The organism is Mangrovicoccus ximenensis, assembly GCF_003056725.1.
Classification (GTDB): Bacteria; Pseudomonadota; Alphaproteobacteria; order Rhodobacterales; family Rhodobacteraceae; genus Mangrovicoccus; species Mangrovicoccus ximenensis.
This window is the reverse complement of the sequence record NZ_QBKZ01000014.1, coordinates 228,806-243,373: the sequence shown is the minus strand read 5'-3', so window position 1 is coordinate 243,373 and position 14,568 is coordinate 228,806. Positions and strand designations below refer to the sequence as shown.

General features: G+C 68.4%; 17 protein-coding genes and 2 pseudogenes. 12 read left to right on the top strand and 7 right to left on the bottom strand.

Annotated features, from left to right (window positions below; genetic code table 11):
* Positions 1-123: 123 nt before the first annotated feature.
* Together C7T91_RS39540 and C7T91_RS39535 are read left to right on the top strand one after the other, a co-directional pair.
* Positions 124-476 (top strand): annotated as a pseudogene (locus C7T91_RS39540) (transposase); the annotation flags it as partial.
* Between the two features lie 80 nt (positions 477-556).
* Positions 557-1,121, top strand: a pseudogene (locus C7T91_RS39535) (hypothetical protein); the annotation flags it as partial.
* Between the two features lie 162 nt (positions 1,122-1,283).
* Here the strand turns inward: C7T91_RS39535 and C7T91_RS15305 are convergent.
* Positions 1,284-1,520: a hypothetical protein gene (locus tag C7T91_RS15305; RefSeq protein WP_108259992.1), complete on the bottom strand. Its 237-nt coding sequence runs from the start codon at positions 1,518-1,520 to the stop codon at positions 1,284-1,286.
* Positions 1,521-1,648: 128 nt separating this feature from the next.
* Here C7T91_RS15305 and C7T91_RS15300 point away from each other — a divergent pair, with 128 nt between their 5' ends.
* Complete coding sequence (locus tag C7T91_RS15300) at positions 1,649-2,740, top strand: ABC transporter ATP-binding protein (RefSeq protein WP_108259991.1); 1,092 nt, start codon at positions 1,649-1,651, stop codon at positions 2,738-2,740.
* A 605-nt stretch (positions 2,741-3,345) separates the two neighbouring features.
* Here the strand turns inward: C7T91_RS15300 and C7T91_RS39530 are convergent.
* The 5 genes from C7T91_RS39530 to C7T91_RS15280 form a co-directional block, all read right to left on the bottom strand.
* Entirely contained in the window at positions 3,346-3,480 is a 135-nt protein-coding gene (locus tag C7T91_RS39530) for a transposase (protein WP_145962897.1), read from the bottom strand.
* Positions 3,481-4,469: 989 nt separating this feature from the next.
* On the bottom strand, positions 4,470-4,715 hold the full coding sequence (locus C7T91_RS15295; protein ID WP_108259990.1) for a hypothetical protein: 246 nt from the start codon (positions 4,713-4,715) through the stop codon (positions 4,470-4,472).
* A 9-nt stretch (positions 4,716-4,724) separates the two neighbouring features.
* Positions 4,725-4,985: a hypothetical protein gene (locus tag C7T91_RS15290; RefSeq protein ID WP_108259989.1), complete on the bottom strand. Its 261-nt coding sequence runs from the start codon at positions 4,983-4,985 to the stop codon at positions 4,725-4,727.
* 311 nt (positions 4,986-5,296) lie between these two features.
* Positions 5,297-6,022, bottom strand: a complete 726-nt coding sequence (locus C7T91_RS15285; RefSeq protein WP_161555925.1) for a sulfotransferase family protein — start codon at positions 6,020-6,022, stop codon at positions 5,297-5,299.
* A complete protein-coding gene (locus tag C7T91_RS15280) occupies positions 5,994-6,266 on the bottom strand; it encodes a hypothetical protein (RefSeq protein ID WP_145962896.1) in 273 nt (90 codons plus the stop codon). The genes C7T91_RS15285 and C7T91_RS15280 overlap by 29 nt, the downstream gene beginning before the upstream one ends.
* A 107-nt stretch (positions 6,267-6,373) precedes the next feature.
* On the opposite strand from C7T91_RS15280, the gene C7T91_RS15275 reads away from it, so the two are divergent.
* Positions 6,374-6,979, top strand: coding sequence for a riboflavin synthase (locus tag C7T91_RS15275; RefSeq protein WP_108259986.1), 606 nt, complete (start codon positions 6,374-6,376; stop codon positions 6,977-6,979).
* A gap of 29 nt (positions 6,980-7,008) precedes the next feature.
* Here C7T91_RS15275 and C7T91_RS15270 read toward each other — a convergent pair whose 3' ends face one another.
* Complete coding sequence (locus C7T91_RS15270) at positions 7,009-7,593, bottom strand: nuclear transport factor 2 family protein (RefSeq protein ID WP_108259985.1); 585 nt, start codon at positions 7,591-7,593, stop codon at positions 7,009-7,011.
* A gap of 337 nt (positions 7,594-7,930) precedes the next feature.
* On the opposite strand from C7T91_RS15270, the gene C7T91_RS38500 reads away from it, so the two are divergent.
* From C7T91_RS38500 to C7T91_RS15230, 8 genes are read left to right on the top strand one after another with little or no spacing between them, the layout of a single operon-like run.
* Entirely contained in the window at positions 7,931-9,037 is a 1,107-nt protein-coding gene (locus tag C7T91_RS38500) for an amidase (RefSeq protein WP_108259984.1), read from the top strand.
* Complete coding sequence (locus C7T91_RS15260) at positions 9,034-10,182, top strand: acyl-CoA dehydrogenase family protein (protein ID WP_108259983.1); 1,149 nt, start codon at positions 9,034-9,036, stop codon at positions 10,180-10,182. Before C7T91_RS38500 ends, C7T91_RS15260 begins: the two co-directional genes overlap by 4 nt.
* 11 nt (positions 10,183-10,193) lie before the next feature.
* Positions 10,194-10,559, top strand: coding sequence for a hypothetical protein (locus tag C7T91_RS15255; RefSeq protein ID WP_108259982.1), 366 nt, complete (start codon positions 10,194-10,196; stop codon positions 10,557-10,559).
* A gap of 15 nt (positions 10,560-10,574) precedes the next feature.
* A complete protein-coding gene (locus tag C7T91_RS15250; RefSeq protein ID WP_108259981.1) occupies positions 10,575-11,849 on the top strand; it encodes an aromatic ring-hydroxylating oxygenase subunit alpha in 1,275 nt (424 codons plus the stop codon).
* Positions 11,846-12,361 carry an aromatic-ring-hydroxylating dioxygenase subunit beta gene (locus C7T91_RS15245; protein ID WP_108259980.1) on the top strand — a complete coding sequence of 172 codons (516 nt, stop codon included), beginning with the start codon at positions 11,846-11,848 and terminating at the stop codon, positions 12,359-12,361. The genes C7T91_RS15250 and C7T91_RS15245 overlap by 4 nt, the downstream gene beginning before the upstream one ends.
* 11 nt (positions 12,362-12,372) lie before the next feature.
* Positions 12,373-13,122, top strand: coding sequence for an SDR family NAD(P)-dependent oxidoreductase (locus C7T91_RS15240; RefSeq protein ID WP_236638254.1), 750 nt, complete (start codon positions 12,373-12,375; stop codon positions 13,120-13,122).
* An 8-nt stretch (positions 13,123-13,130) separates the two neighbouring features.
* Positions 13,131-14,081, top strand: coding sequence for a PDR/VanB family oxidoreductase (locus C7T91_RS15235; protein ID WP_236638253.1), 951 nt, complete (start codon positions 13,131-13,133; stop codon positions 14,079-14,081).
* Positions 14,078-14,566, top strand: a complete 489-nt coding sequence (locus C7T91_RS15230) for a flavin reductase (RefSeq protein ID WP_108259977.1) — start codon at positions 14,078-14,080, stop codon at positions 14,564-14,566. The genes C7T91_RS15235 and C7T91_RS15230 overlap by 4 nt, the downstream gene beginning before the upstream one ends.
* The last annotated feature ends 2 nt before the right edge of the window (positions 14,567-14,568 follow it).

Below are 14,568 nucleotides of genomic sequence, written 5' to 3'. Positions count from 1 at the left end.
CCCCACTCGGCGCTCGGGGGAAAGACACCCATCGGGGCGCAAGAGGGCCCCGGCCCGAAAGCGGCGGCATGACCAACAGGCAAACTTAGCTCCGCCGCGAACCTGTCCGGAAAATGGCGACCTCTTCAGTGGGAAGCGGTACCGTCCGCTCGCCGAGGCCGTCGGCAAACATGCAGCGACACCGCGACCCAGGCCTGCCTGACCCTCAAGATCCTTCTCGGACTGCCGCTCCGCCAGGGTGAACCAGCGAGGCGCCATCAGTCCGAGCCCGCTGGCGAACGGTCTTATGGCGACCCTGCTGGCACTATCCGGGCTGGACAGTCCGACACCGGACTTCAGCACCTCGTCGCGCCGCCAGAGCAAGACGGGACCGCGGCGCCAGTGGCGCCAGTGGCGCCGCGAAAGCCCGTCGGCCGCTGGACGTGACCATCCCGCATCGCAGCTCCAAAGGGGAACTGCACCTGCTCGCGGACAATGAGGCATCGACCGCCATCGGTCCGAGGAGCTTCCAGCGGCTGCGCCATTGGTTCCAGCGCCGCTGGAGGCGCCGAATGGCATCGAAGGCGAAGGCGAGCGGCACAGGCGCAAGCATGGCGGCTCGAAGCGACGCATTCGCGGTGCCGCTCGGACCGGTGGCGCGGCCCGCTCATGGCGCAAGCTCCACCTTGGAATTGACGAGATGGAGGAGGGTCAGGAGACGGTCCGGAAGACCGTTTCCCCGACGACGATTGGAGATCCCGGCCGTCGAGGTCACCTCGGGCAATGTCGGCGATGCCGAGCCGGTGAGCGCCACCGGTCCGGGCGAAGCGGCGAGGGATGCTGCCGGAACTCCTGAAGCAGATCGGCCAGGATCAGGAGATCGCCACGGTCACGGCCGAGTTGCCAGCGGATGCGCCACCGGTTCGAGCACCCCTGGCGACACCTGTGACACCCGCCCCTGCCATGACGCCTCGCGGCGCGCCGCGAGGCGCGCAATCATTCCGCACCGCCGCAACGCCAGGCCCTGGAAGCCGGACACGGCCGGAGCCCGGGCGCGCGATGAAATCCTGCGGGCATCGAAGCAACTCGGCCGGGGGCTGTGGCGAAACTGGAGCGGCTGCCACCGGCGCACCAGAGTCGAGATATGAGCCGGAACAGAGCCGATTTCACATGCCCGGAGCACGCTGCCAGGGATTTCCACCACATTGGCGACACGACCGACAGTCGCCTTGCCCTTAGCCCGTGCTTCGGCGCGCCATTTCGTCAGCGGCCCCACGAAATCCCCTCCTTAACCGACAGCCGATTCAAAGACATTCGCAATGTTCACTCGGACCGATGGCTGAGCTATGGCTGAATTTGGGTGACGCGGCTTGATCGGCCAGCGGGCCGCAGGCCACGGCCAGCCCGCCCTCTCCGGCCAGCGCCGACAGATCCGCTGCCGCGACCTCGCAGGCCGGTCCTGCGGCACGCTCCTCGGTCATTTTCCAGCCGCGCGGCACCGGGCTGCCGGTGTCGAGCGCGATCCACTGCCTCTGCCTCATCTCTGGCCTCCTGATCTTCCGCCAGCTCCCGCCCGGCCCCGCAACTGCCTGTCACCGCACGCCGAAGGGGATGACGCGCCTGCGGTTTCCGGCTAGGTGCGGCCAAGGAAAGCGCATCGGAGGACCATATGGCGCGCATAGAGCTGCAGCAAGTCACGAAGAGCTTCGGCGCCGGGCGCGCGGTCGGTCCGCTCGACCTGACCGCGGAGGACGGCGAGTTCGTGGTGCTGCTCGGTCCCTCCGGCTGCGGCAAGACGACGGCCATGCGGATGATCGCCGGGCTCGAGGAACCGGATGCCGGCCGGGTGCTGTTCGACGGGCAGGACATGGCGCGCATTCCCCCCGCCCGGCGCGATGTCGCCATGGTGTTCCAAGGCTACGCGCTCTATCCGAACCTGACGGTCTATGAAAACATCCGCTTCCCGCTGAAGATGCGCCGGATGGAGCGCGGCGCGCAGGACAGTGCGGTGCGGGCGGCCGCGGACAAGGTCGGTCTCGCCGACCAGCTCGGCAAGCGGCCTGGCGCGCTCTCGGGTGGCCAGAGGCAGCGCGTCGCCCTCGCCCGTGCCATCGTCCGCCAGCCCCGGCTCTTCCTGATGGACGAACCGCTCTCCAATCTCGACGCGCGGCTGCGGCTCACGACCCGGGCGCATATCCGCCACCTGACCCGCGAGCTCGGCGCGACAACGATCTATGTCACCCATGACCAGGCTGAAGCGATGACGCTGGCCGACCGGATCGCGGTGATGCGGGCCGGCCGGATCGTGCAGACCGGCACGCCGCGGCAGGTCTACGAGGCCCCCGCGACGGCCTTCGTGGCGGGCTTCATCGGCAGCCCGGCGATGAACCTGATGCGCGGGCATATCCGAGCGGGCGTGTTCCGCGGCGAGGACATGCAGATCGAGGGGCTGGAGGCCGAAGACGGCGAGGCGATCCTGGGGTTCCGCGCCGAGGATGCGCAGGTGCTGTCCGGATACATGGGCTTCACCGGCTGCGAGATCAACGCGCCGCTCTATGCGCTGGAGCATCTTGGCGACGCGGTGATGGTGCTGGTGCCCGCCGGCGGCGCAACGGTCTCGGCGAAGGCCGAGCGCAGCTTCGAGGCCCGCCCCGGCGACCGCATCCGCATTGTCGTCCCGCCCGATGCATGCCATGTCTTCGACCCCGCCACCGGCGCACGCCGCGCTCCGCAAGCAGCTGCGCCCCGCTGGGGGATCTGATCCCGCGGACAGGGCGGACCATGCCGGAAGACGCCACGCAACCCGGACTCGTCGTCTTGACTTCACGTCGGGACATTCCGGGCGCCTGCCTCGCGGGCCGCGGCCTTGGCAGCGGCAGCACCCGGGAAATTACACCTCGTTGACGGACGCTATCCAAATTTTCGCGCATCTTGTCAAAATCGTAGCCTTTGTCGGCGAAGAAATATGCGGGCTCCGGCAGATCGTGTGGCATCACCAGGTCGGCCCCCTTCACATCGACCGTCTCGCGGCCGGTGATCTCGCTGCGCATCGGCACCCCGGCACCGTTCGCCCGGGGGTGGATCCTGTTCGAAAAGCCACCTCGTGAGCGGCCGAAACCTTCCTTCTGAGTCCCCCCTGAGCCGCTGCCTGTTGATGGGCGCGGATCACGGTGCTGTCGATCATCCGGACGCGGGCGGGAAGGAGGTCGCCGCCGTTGAGGAACAGCAGGATGTTTTCCCGCAGTTCAGCCTGGGTCCAGCGTCGGAACTGGCGGCAAACGGACCCTCACTTGCCGAATTCCTCTGGCCGATCCCGCCACGGAGCACCGGTCCGCGTTCGTGGTGGTGCTCGAACCAGCGGCGCATTCACGCTTCACTCCAGAATACACCATCAAGAACAAGACGATGACCAGCTGGGTTGCGCCCGTTCGGAGCGCGGATAGCGGTGATGAAATGCTCGAAGAGCCGCCAGTCGCCGTCTGACATCAGCTTGCGGGCCAAGATCACCTCCGTCGTAGCGGTGATCTTGAATCCCGAAAGCGACCGACGTGAAGCCCTTTTGTCAACACGGCCTAGCTGTTTGGTCCCGGGGTGTGGCGGGTCGGATCGGCTTTGAAGCGATCCGGCTCTGTTGTCCATTTTCCCCAGATGAACCCGAACGGTGAGAGGCCCCTCAGCGTCTTCAATCTCCGGGCGCAGTTGCAGGCGGCGACGAGCGCGACCAGGCGGCCCTCCAGTTCCGCCTGCGGGTCGCAGCGATGCCGTTTTGGCGGTCGTCTCCTTGATCCTGCGGTTCATCCGCTCGGCTTGGCCGCCCCTCGCGAACTGGTCCCCCGGACCAGCCGCCGCGCCCAGGGTGGTTGCGAGGCGGCTCCTTCCGGTGCGGGCGGGCCAAGGGGAAATGCCCCCCCTCCGACCGGCGGATGAAGCCGGGCTGGGCGAGTGCGTCCGGCATGGACCTCGGACCATGGCGGCCGCATGCCGAACGGCGCTCCCGGTCCGGCGGCGGCCAGAGTTCGAGCGCAAAGCGGTTTGTCCGGGGGGCAGATCGCCGCGTGAACGGAGCAGAAGCTTTCCGGCGTCTCGATGCGTTGCCCGGCAGGCGAATGCATGCATTCGCCGAGAGGGGGCATCAGCTTGGCGTTGGGCAGTGCGACCGCGATGCGGCGGCCCTGGCGGGTGGCCCTCGCCGCCGTCCCCGGACCGATGGCGGACAATGGCCCGTTCCTCGCCCGGCAGCGTGCCGACCGCCTCCGCCGAGGTGATCTCGCTGCGCTCGGACCGGGCCTGGATGTTCTCCAAGGCCTCCAGGGCGCGTGGCATTCCGAGCCTGATCAGGGCGCCGCGGCCAGGCGGCGGCGTCATGGACTTCGAGCGGCCGCCGCAGGCCCGGGACCGGGTCGACCCGGCGCAGGCCCTTCTCCTCGGGAACGGGATGCCGGGCCATCAGCGCGTTCGGGCATTCCTTCGGACCAATGGCAGTCACGCCCTCACGCCTCGGAGATGCGGAGCGCGCTGGCGTGATGCTGCACCTCCAGCATGCGTTTCCGCGCCGTGCCGTGGACCGAATGGAGCGTGCCGCCGACCGGGACCCTGCCTTCGCGGCCGCCCCGCCGCCCGATGGCGCGGAGCACGTCATGGGACATTGCGGGCAGCGGTTCCAGGGCTGGCGTCTTCTCGGCGAAGGCCCGGTCGGCGATCCGGCGCGTGGCGGCGCGAACCCGCGGCTTCGCCATCTCGGCCCGTCAGGCCCCGAACTGGGCATTGAGGTCGCCGAGGGTGCGGAAGCTCCGGGCGAGGAGTTCAAGCGCATGGCAAAGGGTCCGGGGGGACCGTTTGCAGCGCAGAACATCCTGACGGATGTCGCGGAAGGGCCGCGCGATCTTGCCCGCCGCCCATCGGGCTCGGACCAATGGCGCCTCAATTGGCAGTTCTTGGCGCGACAGGGACGGCAGGCGCGGGGGATGGTGCGGCTCGGCCATGAGGGAAAACCGATCGCGCTCCAATGCGCGCCTCCTGCACGATGTCCGTGAGGAACACCATGTGGCGGCCGTGGTTGGTGGGCTGGATCGGCTGATCGGAGGCCGGAGCTTGTCCTGCGGCGCGGCAGGGATGCCGCCAGCTCCCGGCCTGGAGGCAGACCCGTCGAGAGCTGCAGCGGGCCGGCATCGAGTTCGCGGGACCATGGGGCGCGGGCCTGTTCCGGCACCTCCGGAAAGCAGGTGTCGAGGGCCTCGAGGCCGCCGGGCCGCACCTGCATGACCACCGCCATGGCGACGTAGCGAATATCGCGCCGGCCCGGAAATCGGGGACTCAGTCACGGCTCCCCCAGTCCTTCGGTCAGCGGGGCGAGCCAGGCTGCGTAGGGTTTCCATCCCTCCGAGCTGCCTTGGTAGAGCGGCTGGCGCACTTGGGCGGAGGAAGTGGTGGTGACCGTCCGCCCGGTCTCGTGGAAGTGCAGGCAGCCCTCGTGCCAGGGCAGGCCGAGATGCGCGAGCAGCCGCTCGGTCTCGCCGCGCTGGTCGGCGCAAAGCCGTTCGTAGTGCAGGTGGTGGATGCGTCCGGGATGGAGCCGGTCCCAATCCGCCATAAGCCCGCGGTAGAGCCGGTGGTATCCGGCCAGGTCGCGCAGGTCATGGCCGAATCCGGTGCCCCGGCCGCCCAGCGGAAAGAGGTTGCGGAAATTGGACCAGCAGGTCGCCACCGGGTCGCGCTGCAGGTGGATCACGCGGGCCTCGGGGAAGGCGGCGAAGATCCAGGGGATGTAGAGGAAGTTGCTCGGCATCTTGTCGACCAAGACCTCTGCGTCGGGGGTGGAGGCTGCGAGCGCGCCGAGATAGGCCGCGCGGACCCGCAGCAGCCGGGCGGCGTCCGGCGGGCCGTCCGGCAGGCCGTCCATGTGGATTGCGGCCGCCAAGCTTGCCGCCGGACAGGGCAGGGTGCCGCCCGGCAGCTCCGCCATGCGCCCGACCGGCCAGCTTGCGGCCGGGGAATTGCCGTTGCTGCCCTGCCGCTCATAGGTGCGCGGCCAGCGCTCCGGCATGGAAGGGCCGCGCCTCGCCATAGAGCAGCAGGTCGGTGATCCGAAGCCGGTCCATCGCGGCGGCCGCGTCTCCGGCCTCCTTCATGGCGAGGTATCCCGGCCCGCGCCACTCGGCTTCGTCCCCGGCATTGACCCCGCCGCGCCAGACCTCTGCGCCGTCGCGGCGCAGCGCAGCGGCCAGTTCGGCGAAGAACGGGCCGTGCGGGCCTTGCAGCATCAGGAACCGGCGGTCGCAGGAACGCATGCGGATTTGGTGCGGCATCCGCGCCTGCCGATCAAGCGGAATCCGCCCGGCTTGAACACCGGGGGGAGCGGAGCTAGTCAGGACGGGGCAGCTTGACAGGAGACGCCATGTTCACGGGCATCATCACCGATATCGGCCGGGTCGAGGAGGTTGCGCAAAGGGGCGATCTCGCGGTCCGCATCGCCTCTTCCTACGATCCCTCGGGCATCGAGATCGGCGCGTCGATCGCCTGCGACGGGATCTGCCTGACGGTGACCGACCGCGGCCCGCTCGGCGGCGGCGCCTGGTTCGAGGTCGATGTCTCCGCCGAGACCGTGTCGCGCAGCTCGCTGGCGCGCAAGCTCTGGCAGAAGGGCAGCCGGATCAATCTCGAACGCGCGCTCAAGGTCGGCGACGAGCTCGGCGGCCATATCGTCTCGGGCCATGTCGACGGCGTCGCCGAGGTCGTCGCGCTGGCGGCGGAGGGCGACAGCACCCGCGTCACCTTCCGCGCCCCCGAGAGCCTCGCGCGGTTCATCGCCTCCAAGGGCTCGGTCGCGCTGAATGGCACCTCGCTGACGGTGAACGAGGTCGAGGGCTGCGAATTCGGCGTCAATGTCATCCCGCATACCAAGGCGCACACGACCTGGGGCGGCATCCGCGCGGGCGATGCGGTCAATCTCGAGATCGACACGCTCGCCCGCTACGTGGCGCGGCTGCAGGACTGGGGCTGACAGCCCCGCCCCGGCCCCGAGCCGGGGCCTCACGGGGCCATCAGCACCGATTTCGACGGATAGTCCGAGGCCCAGCCCGCGGGCAGCGGCGCGATGAACACGTTCTCGGTCCGCGTCCGCGTGATCCGCCAGCCTTCGGGCTCCCGGCGGAAGGCGTTGTTCAGCCGCGACGAGCGAAGGAGCGCCTTGCCGTCCGAGAACAGCCAGGGCTGCATGTGCACCCATTGCCCCTCGGCGGTCCGGCCATCCGCGGCGACATGGATCTGTTCCGAGGTCAGGTAATGGCAGTTCAGGATCAGCTCCGGATCCTTTCCTGCCCAGAACCTCGCGAAATGCGCGCGGATCGCGTCCCGGCCCTCGGCGCGGCCGAACTGGCCGTCGTAATGCTCGCCGACGCCTTCCCAGACCGCATCCGGCGTGTAGAGCGCCACGATCCTCTCGATCCGCTCCGCGTCGTCCGCCACGCCGAATTCCGGCAGCGGCGTGTCGCAGAGGAACATGTAGCGCGCCTGCAGGCGGCGGATCTCGGCCTCGGCCTCCAGTTGCGCGATTCTGCGCTCCAGCGCGGCAAGGGCGCCGGTTGCGGCCGGCTGGGCGGGGTCTGCGGTTTGCATCGTGTCGGTTTCCCGGGCAATTGCGTGAATTTTCATCTTCCACCTGAGGGAACCCGGCCCTGCCATGCAAGGTAATATTTTTAAAATCACGTGAATTGTATAGTTTCGGCGGGCGGATTGCCTGACTTGCAACGATCCCGGGCCGGTCTGGCGCGGGAACGGGCAGGGCAAGGACAACCAGATGCGGGGGCGCCGGAGCAAGCTGGCAGCGCCCTCAAGGCGTCTTTTAAGTATAAGATAACAAAAGAAAAAAATTAAAATTCGGCGGCGATTTCCTTTGACAGGAATCCTAATGCGGTAATATTCACGTAAATATCGGATGGCGGAAGGAGACCCTATGGACGGCCAGAGGACAGAGGATCACGGCGCGCTGGTCGCGCGGCTTGCCCTCGGCGGCGACGGTCTGTCCGTCGCGGTCAAGGACTGCCTCGACATTGCCGGGCATGTGACCGCCTGCGGCTCAGCCGTGCTCCGCGATGCCGCCCCGGCCGCCGGAAATGCCGCCGTGGTCGACAGCCTGCTTGCTGCGGGCTGCCGGATCATCGGCAAGGCGGCGATGCACGAGCTCGCCTTCGGCATGACCGGGGTCAATGCCGCCTTCGGAACGCCGGTCAATCCGCGCTGGCCCGACCGCATTCCCGGCGGCTCCTCCTCGGGCTCGGCCGTGGCCGTGGCGGCCGGGCTCTGCGACTTTGCCGTCGGCACCGATACCGGCGGCTCGGTCCGCCAGCCCGCCATCTGCTGCGGCGTCTGGGGCATCAAGCCGACCTTCGGGCGGATCAGCCGCGAGGGCGCCACGCCCGCGGCAAGCACGCTCGACTGCATCGGCGCCTTCGCCCGCGACGGCGGCATGCTGACCCGCGCCATGGAAGCGATGGACCCGAGCTTCGTTCCGGCGATGCTGGAGGCGGAACCGGTGTTCCTGCAGGTCGGCAGCGATCTTCCCGGCATTGCGCAAGCGGATCTGCCTGGGCTCGACGCCGCCTTCGCGGCAGGCATGACGCTGATAGCCACCGAGACCGAAACTGCTTTCGGGCATCTCCTCGACAAAGATGCGCCGATCGGCCCCGACATTGCCGCGCGGCTGGCCGCGGCCCGCGACATCCCGGCGGAGAAAGTGGCGGAGGCCGAGCGCATCCGCGCAAGCTTCACCGCCGAGGTGGATGCCGTGCTGGAGCGCTGCGACGCCATCGTCACCCCGGCGCTCGACGGCATTCCCCCGACGCTGGCCGAGGCGCGCGACCCGAAGACGGTGCTTGGCCTGACGCGGTACCAGCGGCCTTTCAACCTTTCCGGCCACCCGGCCATCGTGATCCCGCATCCCACCCCCGAAGGCCTGCCCGCGGGGCTCCAGATCATCGGGCGCAAGGGCGACGACGCCCGCCTCTGCGCCATCGCCATCCGGCTCGCCCAGAGCCTCCAGACCCAGACGGAGACAGCATGACAGCCCAAGCGACCCTGGCAGGGTCCCGGCCGGTCGCCGACCGTGCCGCCATCCTGGCCCGCATCCGCGCCCGCCGTGCGGAATTCACCGCGCTTCATCATGTCCCGTGCGACGCGGTGGCGGATCTGAAAGCCCTGGGCGCCTACCGCGCCTTCGTGCCAGAGCGCTTCGGCGGCGATGCACTCACCCCGGCCGAATTCTGCGCCTTGATTGAGGAGATCTCCGCCGCTGATGCCTCCACCGGCTGGGTGGCCAGCTTCGGCGTCTCGGCGCTCTATCTCGGCGCGCTGCCCGCAGAGACCTATGCCGCGATCTACGGGCAGGACCCCGACACGGTCTTTGCCGGCGCGATGTTCCCGCCGCAGGCGGCGCGGGAGACCGCCGGGGGCTATGTCGTCAATGGCCGCTGGCCCTGGTGCTCGGGCGTCATGGGCGCGGACCTCGTGGGCGTCGGCATCAAGCTCGACAGTGAGGCCACGCCGCTGCCCCGCGTCGCCGTCATGCCGAAATCCGCCGTGACGGTGGACGAGACCTGGGACTCCATCGGCCTCTCTGCCACTGGCAGCCATGACGTGGTGGTCGAGGATGTCACCGTCGCACCGGAGCTGACCTTCGTGCGCGGCTCGACCCCGTCCTTCGACGATCCGGTCTTCCGCTATCCGGCCATGGCGATTGCGTCGCAGGTTCTGGCCGTGGTCGCGCTCGGCGCGGCGCGGGAGGCGCTCGACTGGGTGCAGGAGAATTCCCTGTCCCGTGCCTCGATCACGGGTGCAGCCGCCCCCGGCGCGCGCCCCTATGTCCAGAGCGAATTCGCGAAGGCGAAAGGCCTGCTGGCCGGTGCCCGCGCCGCCTTCTTCGACACGATCGAGGAGGGCTGGCAACAGGTGCTCGCCGATGGAGAGACAGACCGCGACACCCATATCCGCCTGCGCATGGCCGCCACCATGGCCGCCCGCGACGGCGCCGAGGCCGCGCGCCGTGCCTTCGTGCTGGGCGGCTCCGGCGCGATGCTGGCGGGCCACCCCTTGGGCCGCTGCATGACGGACGCCGCCTGCGTGGCGCAGCACGCCTTCCTGAACGAGGGAACCTGGACGCTTGCCGGCGCCGGGTTCTTCGACCAGCCCACCGCCCCCGGATACCCGTGAGGACCCCGACCATGACCGAGACCCCAGCCCTCCGCACGCTCTTGTGCTTCAACAACCACCCGGCCTTCTTCGAGCTGCCTTTCGACCGCATCGGCCCGGTCTGGAAGGCGACGCAGGAGCTGATGTATTCCATCGACCAGATGGAGGGCGTCACCATCGTCGGCACCTTCGACGACGACCAGACCTTCGTCGGCTCGTCGCGCGGCTTCCCCTACACCTGGTACATCCTCGCCGATTTCCCGAACCGCGAGGCGGTGCAGGCGGCGTGCAACCTCTTGCGCACCATCGTCGTGGGCGAGGAGAACCACCGGCTGTGGAAATACATGACCGTGGAGGCGCGGATGGGCCGCGCGCTCCAGATTCCCGAAAACATCTGAGACCGGAGGGCAGAGATGTCTCTCGACATGCCGAAATTCAGCGATCTCGACGCGCTCTACGACGAGGCTGAGGCCAAGGTCGCCACCTCGATGTACGAGGACCCGGCGCTTTTCGACGCCGAAATGGAGAAGATCTTCCACAAGACCTGGGTCTGGGTCGCGCATGAGAGCGAGTTCCCCGACAAGGGGTCCTTCAAGCTCTCCCATGTCGGCAAGGAGCCGGTGATCCTGGTGCGCGACCGCAAGGGCGCGATCCACTGCATGGTCAACCGCTGCCGTCACCGCGCGGCGACGGTCTGCGAGGTGAAGAAGGGCAAGACCTCGTCCTTCCAGTGCCCCTATCACGGCTGGGGCTACGGGCTCGACGGCTCGCTCCGGGCGCTGCCCTATCCGGAACAGTACGGCGACGATTTCGACAAGGCGCAGCACGGGCTGCTGAAGCTCCGCACCGACAGCTATGCCGGCATGGTCTTCGCCACGTTCAATGACGAGCTGGAGCCGCTTTCGGACTTCCTCGGCCCGGTGAAGAAGTGGATCGACCTGTTCATGAAGCAGGGCGGCGGCTTCCCGGTGAAGGTGCTGGGCGAGCACCAGTTCAAGGTGCCGATGAACTGGAAGGTGCAGCTGGAGAACACCACCGACGCCTACCATTTCCCGATCGTCCACAAGTCCTTCCTGCAGTCGCTGGATGGCGAGACCGAGCAGGTCTTCAGCTTCCTCGAGCATGGCCGCGGCTTCGTCGAGGATCTGGGCAACGGCCATTCGGTCATGGTGATGATGCCGGAACTCGTGGATCTCGACGAGAATCTCGACGCGCCGATCCCGGAACGCTTCTCCGAGCTGGCCGAGGAGCTGCGCGGTGAGGGCTATCCCGAGGATCAGGTCAAGAAGATCGTCCGTGCCGTCGGCGGGGCAGGTTTCAACCTGAACCTCTTCCCCAACGTGTCCTTCTCGCTCTCCTTCTTCCGCGTGCTGCGGCCCGTGACCGTGGAAGAGACCGAGATCCGCCATATCGCGCTCGGCATGGAGGGCGGCCCGGCCGCCGCGAACCGCATGAGGCTCAGGCTTCACGAGCATTTCCAGGGGCCGATGGGCTTCGGAAGCCCAGATGATGCCGAGGTCTGGGAACGCGTGCAGCGCGGCACCAAGGGCGGCGAGACGCTGCCGATCCTCGTCAACCGCGGCATGGTCGACGAGGCCGAGGGTGCCGACGGCCCGCGCGGCCATATCAGCGCCGAAACCGGCATGCGTGCCGCCTATGCCATGTGGAAGAGGATGATGTCGGCATGACCGAGATGACGAAGATCGAGACCGGCGCGACGCTGATGGAGGTCACCGCCTTCCTCTGGGCCGAGGCTGACCTGCTCGACCGCAAGGATTACGATCCGTGGCTGGCGCTGTGGGACGGGCAGGGCACCTATGTCATGCCGATCACCGAGCCGGGCGAGGCTCTCAAGTCCGCCTCGGGCTATGCCGAGGCGCTGAACCTCTGCTATGATGGCGCGAAGATGCGCAAGGACCGCGTCGCGCGCTTCCAGGCGGGGTTCTCCATCTCCTCCGCGCCGCCCGCCCAGACCGTCCGCACCGTGTCGCGCATCGTGATCGAGGCAGTCGAAGGCGAGCTGATCCATGTCCGCGCCGCCGAGACGGTGGTCGAGGACAAGTTCGGCCGCCAGAGGCTCTTCGCCGCGGACATGGGCTATGTGCTGGTCTCCACGGCGGACGGCTTGAAGATCCGCGACAAGGTCGTGCGCCTGCTGAACTCGGACGGGATGCTGACCTCGATCAGCTATCTTTTCTGATGGCGGCGCCCTTGCCCGATCAAATCCAGACCGCCGTCGTCACCGGCGGCGCCAAGGGCTTCGGCGCCGAGGCGGTCCGCGCGCTCCACCGCGCGGGCTTCCGCGTGGTGATCGCCGATATCGACCTGGAACCCGCCGCGGCGCTGGCCTCCGAACTCGACCTGGCCGGGGAAACCGCGGTGACGGCGACGCTGGATGTCGGCAAGCCGGAGGACTTCGCCACGGTGCTGGAAAAGTGCACCGAGCGCTGGGGTTCCGTCGAGGTGCTGGTGAACAATGCTGCCCGCACCAAGGCGCAGCCGATCCTGGAGATCGACCCGGCCGAGTTCAACGCCATCATGGCGGTGAATGCCGGCGGCGTCTTCGCGGGCTGCCAGACCTTCGGGCGGCATTTCCGCGATCGCGGCTATGGCCGGATCGTCAACATGGCCTCGCTTGCGGGCCAGAACGGCGGCGCGGCCACCGGGGCGCATTACGCGGCCTCGAAGGGCGCGATCCTGACCCTGACCAAGGTCTTCGCCCGCGACCTCGCCCAATACGGCGTGACCTGCAACGCCATCTCGCCCGGACCGATGGACACGCCCATGGTCCATGACATCGTGCCCGCCGACAAGATGCCGGCCATGCTCGCCAACATCCCCGTCGGCCAGCTTGGCGCCCCGTCCTTCGTGGCCTCCATGGTGGCGATGCTGGCCTCGCCCGAGGCGCGCTTCGTCACCGGCGCCTGCTGGGACGTGAACGGAGGCCTTTACCTCAGATGAGCTTCGACATGACCAACCCCATGACGCTGACGGTCGCCGAGAGGATCGAGGACCGCGGCAACATCATCCGCCTGCGCCTGACCGGCGAGGCGCTGCCGCCCGTGACGGCCGGCGCGCATCTCGACCTCTGCTTGCCGGAGCTGGACCTCTGGCGGCAGTATTCGCTGTGCTCCGATCCGGCTCAGGGCGGTTGCTACGAAATCGGCGTGCTGAAGGACCCGGCCTCGCGCGGCGGCTCCGAAGCCGTGCACCGTCTGGCCGTGCCGGGGGCGAGTTTCACGGTGGAAGGCCCGCGCAACCACTTCCCGCTGGAGGAAACGGCCGAGACCACGGTGCTCTTTGGCGGCGGCATCGGCATCACGCCGATGATCGCGATGGCGCATCGCTTGCACGCGCTGGGCCGGGATTTCACGCTGCACTATTGCACCCGCTCCGAAGGCGTCACCGCCTTCCTCGACCTGCTGCGGGACGCGCCCTTCGCGGATCGTGTCGCCTTCCATTTCGACGATGGCGCGGCGGCGCAGAAGCTCGACCTCGCCCGCGACCTGCCTGCACCCGGTGCGGCCACGCATCTCTATGTCTGCGGCCCGCAGGGATTCATGGACTGGGTGATCAATGCGGCCGAGGCGGCGGGCCATGCCACGGCGAATGTCCATCGCGAGTATTTCTCGGCCGATGTCGATGTCACCGGCGACACGTTCGAGGTCGAGGCGGCGGTTTCCGGCGTCACGGTCACGGTCGGTCCCGAGGACACGATCGCCAAGGCGCTGGCCAGGGCGGGCGTGAAGATCGAGGTGAAATGCGAGGAAGGCGTCTGCGGCACCTGCGTCACCGACGTGATCGAGGGCGGCATCGACCACCGCGACCAGTTCCTGACCGGGGAGGAACGCGAGGAGGGCGAGATGATCTGCGCCTGCTGCTCGCGCGCCTCCGGCCCGAAGCTGGTGCTCGACATATGACCGAAGTCGGCGCCTTCCGCGAGGGGATGAGCCGCCTCGGCGCGGCCGTCAACCTGATCACCACCGACGGGGCGGAAGGACGGCACGGCATTATCGCCTCCGCCGTCTGTTCGGTCACCGACACGCCGCCGACGCTCTTGGCCTGCATCAACACCGCCTCTCGGGTGCATGACCGGCTGATCGCCAACGGCGTGCTCTGCGTCAATGTGCTGGGGGCCGGGCACGAGGAGCTGTCGGGCATCTTCGCCCGCCATCGCGAGGGCGTCGACCGCTTCGCCCATGGCGACTGGATCACCATGGCCACCGGCGCGCCGGTGCTCTCTGACGCCAATGCCGCCTTCGACTGCCGGATCGTGTCGCGCCAAGTGCAGGGCACGCATTCGGTGCTGTTCTGCGAGGTCGAGGCGGTCCGGCTGCGCGATGCGCCCGACCATGGCCTCGTCTGGTTCGGGCGCGGCTATCACCGGCTCGCCCATCCGGCCTGAGC

Bases quoted from the DNA above. Each gene is read 5' to 3' on its own strand.
- C7T91_RS15305 (WP_108259992.1), bottom strand. From the start codon at position 1,520: ATGAGGCAGAGGCAGTGGATCGCGCTCGACACCGGCAGCCCGGTGCCG.
- C7T91_RS15300 (WP_108259991.1), top strand. From the start codon at position 1,649: ATGGCGCGCATAGAGCTGCAGCAAGTCACGAAGAGCTTCGGCGCCGGG.
- C7T91_RS15295 (WP_108259990.1), bottom strand. From the start codon at position 4,715: ATGGCGAAGCCGCGGGTTCGCGCCGCCACGCGCCGGATCGCCGACCGG.
- C7T91_RS15285 (WP_161555925.1), bottom strand. From the start codon at position 6,022: ATGCCGGAGCGCTGGCCGCGCACCTATGAGCGGCAGGGCAGCAACGGC.
- C7T91_RS15280 (WP_145962896.1), bottom strand. From the start codon at position 6,266: ATGCGTTCCTGCGACCGCCGGTTCCTGATGCTGCAAGGCCCGCACGGC.
- C7T91_RS15275 (WP_108259986.1), top strand. From the start codon at position 6,374: ATGTTCACGGGCATCATCACCGATATCGGCCGGGTCGAGGAGGTTGCG.
- C7T91_RS15270 (WP_108259985.1), bottom strand. From the start codon at position 7,593: ATGCAAACCGCAGACCCCGCCCAGCCGGCCGCAACCGGCGCCCTTGCC.
- C7T91_RS38500 (WP_108259984.1), top strand. From the start codon at position 7,931: ATGGACGGCCAGAGGACAGAGGATCACGGCGCGCTGGTCGCGCGGCTT.
- C7T91_RS15260 (WP_108259983.1), top strand. From the start codon at position 9,034: ATGACAGCCCAAGCGACCCTGGCAGGGTCCCGGCCGGTCGCCGACCGT.
- C7T91_RS15255 (WP_108259982.1), top strand. From the start codon at position 10,194: ATGACCGAGACCCCAGCCCTCCGCACGCTCTTGTGCTTCAACAACCAC.
- C7T91_RS15250 (WP_108259981.1), top strand. From the start codon at position 10,575: ATGTCTCTCGACATGCCGAAATTCAGCGATCTCGACGCGCTCTACGAC.
- C7T91_RS15245 (WP_108259980.1), top strand. From the start codon at position 11,846: ATGACCGAGATGACGAAGATCGAGACCGGCGCGACGCTGATGGAGGTC.
- C7T91_RS15235 (WP_236638253.1), top strand. From the start codon at position 13,131: ATGACCAACCCCATGACGCTGACGGTCGCCGAGAGGATCGAGGACCGC.
- C7T91_RS15230 (WP_108259977.1), top strand. From the start codon at position 14,078: ATGACCGAAGTCGGCGCCTTCCGCGAGGGGATGAGCCGCCTCGGCGCG.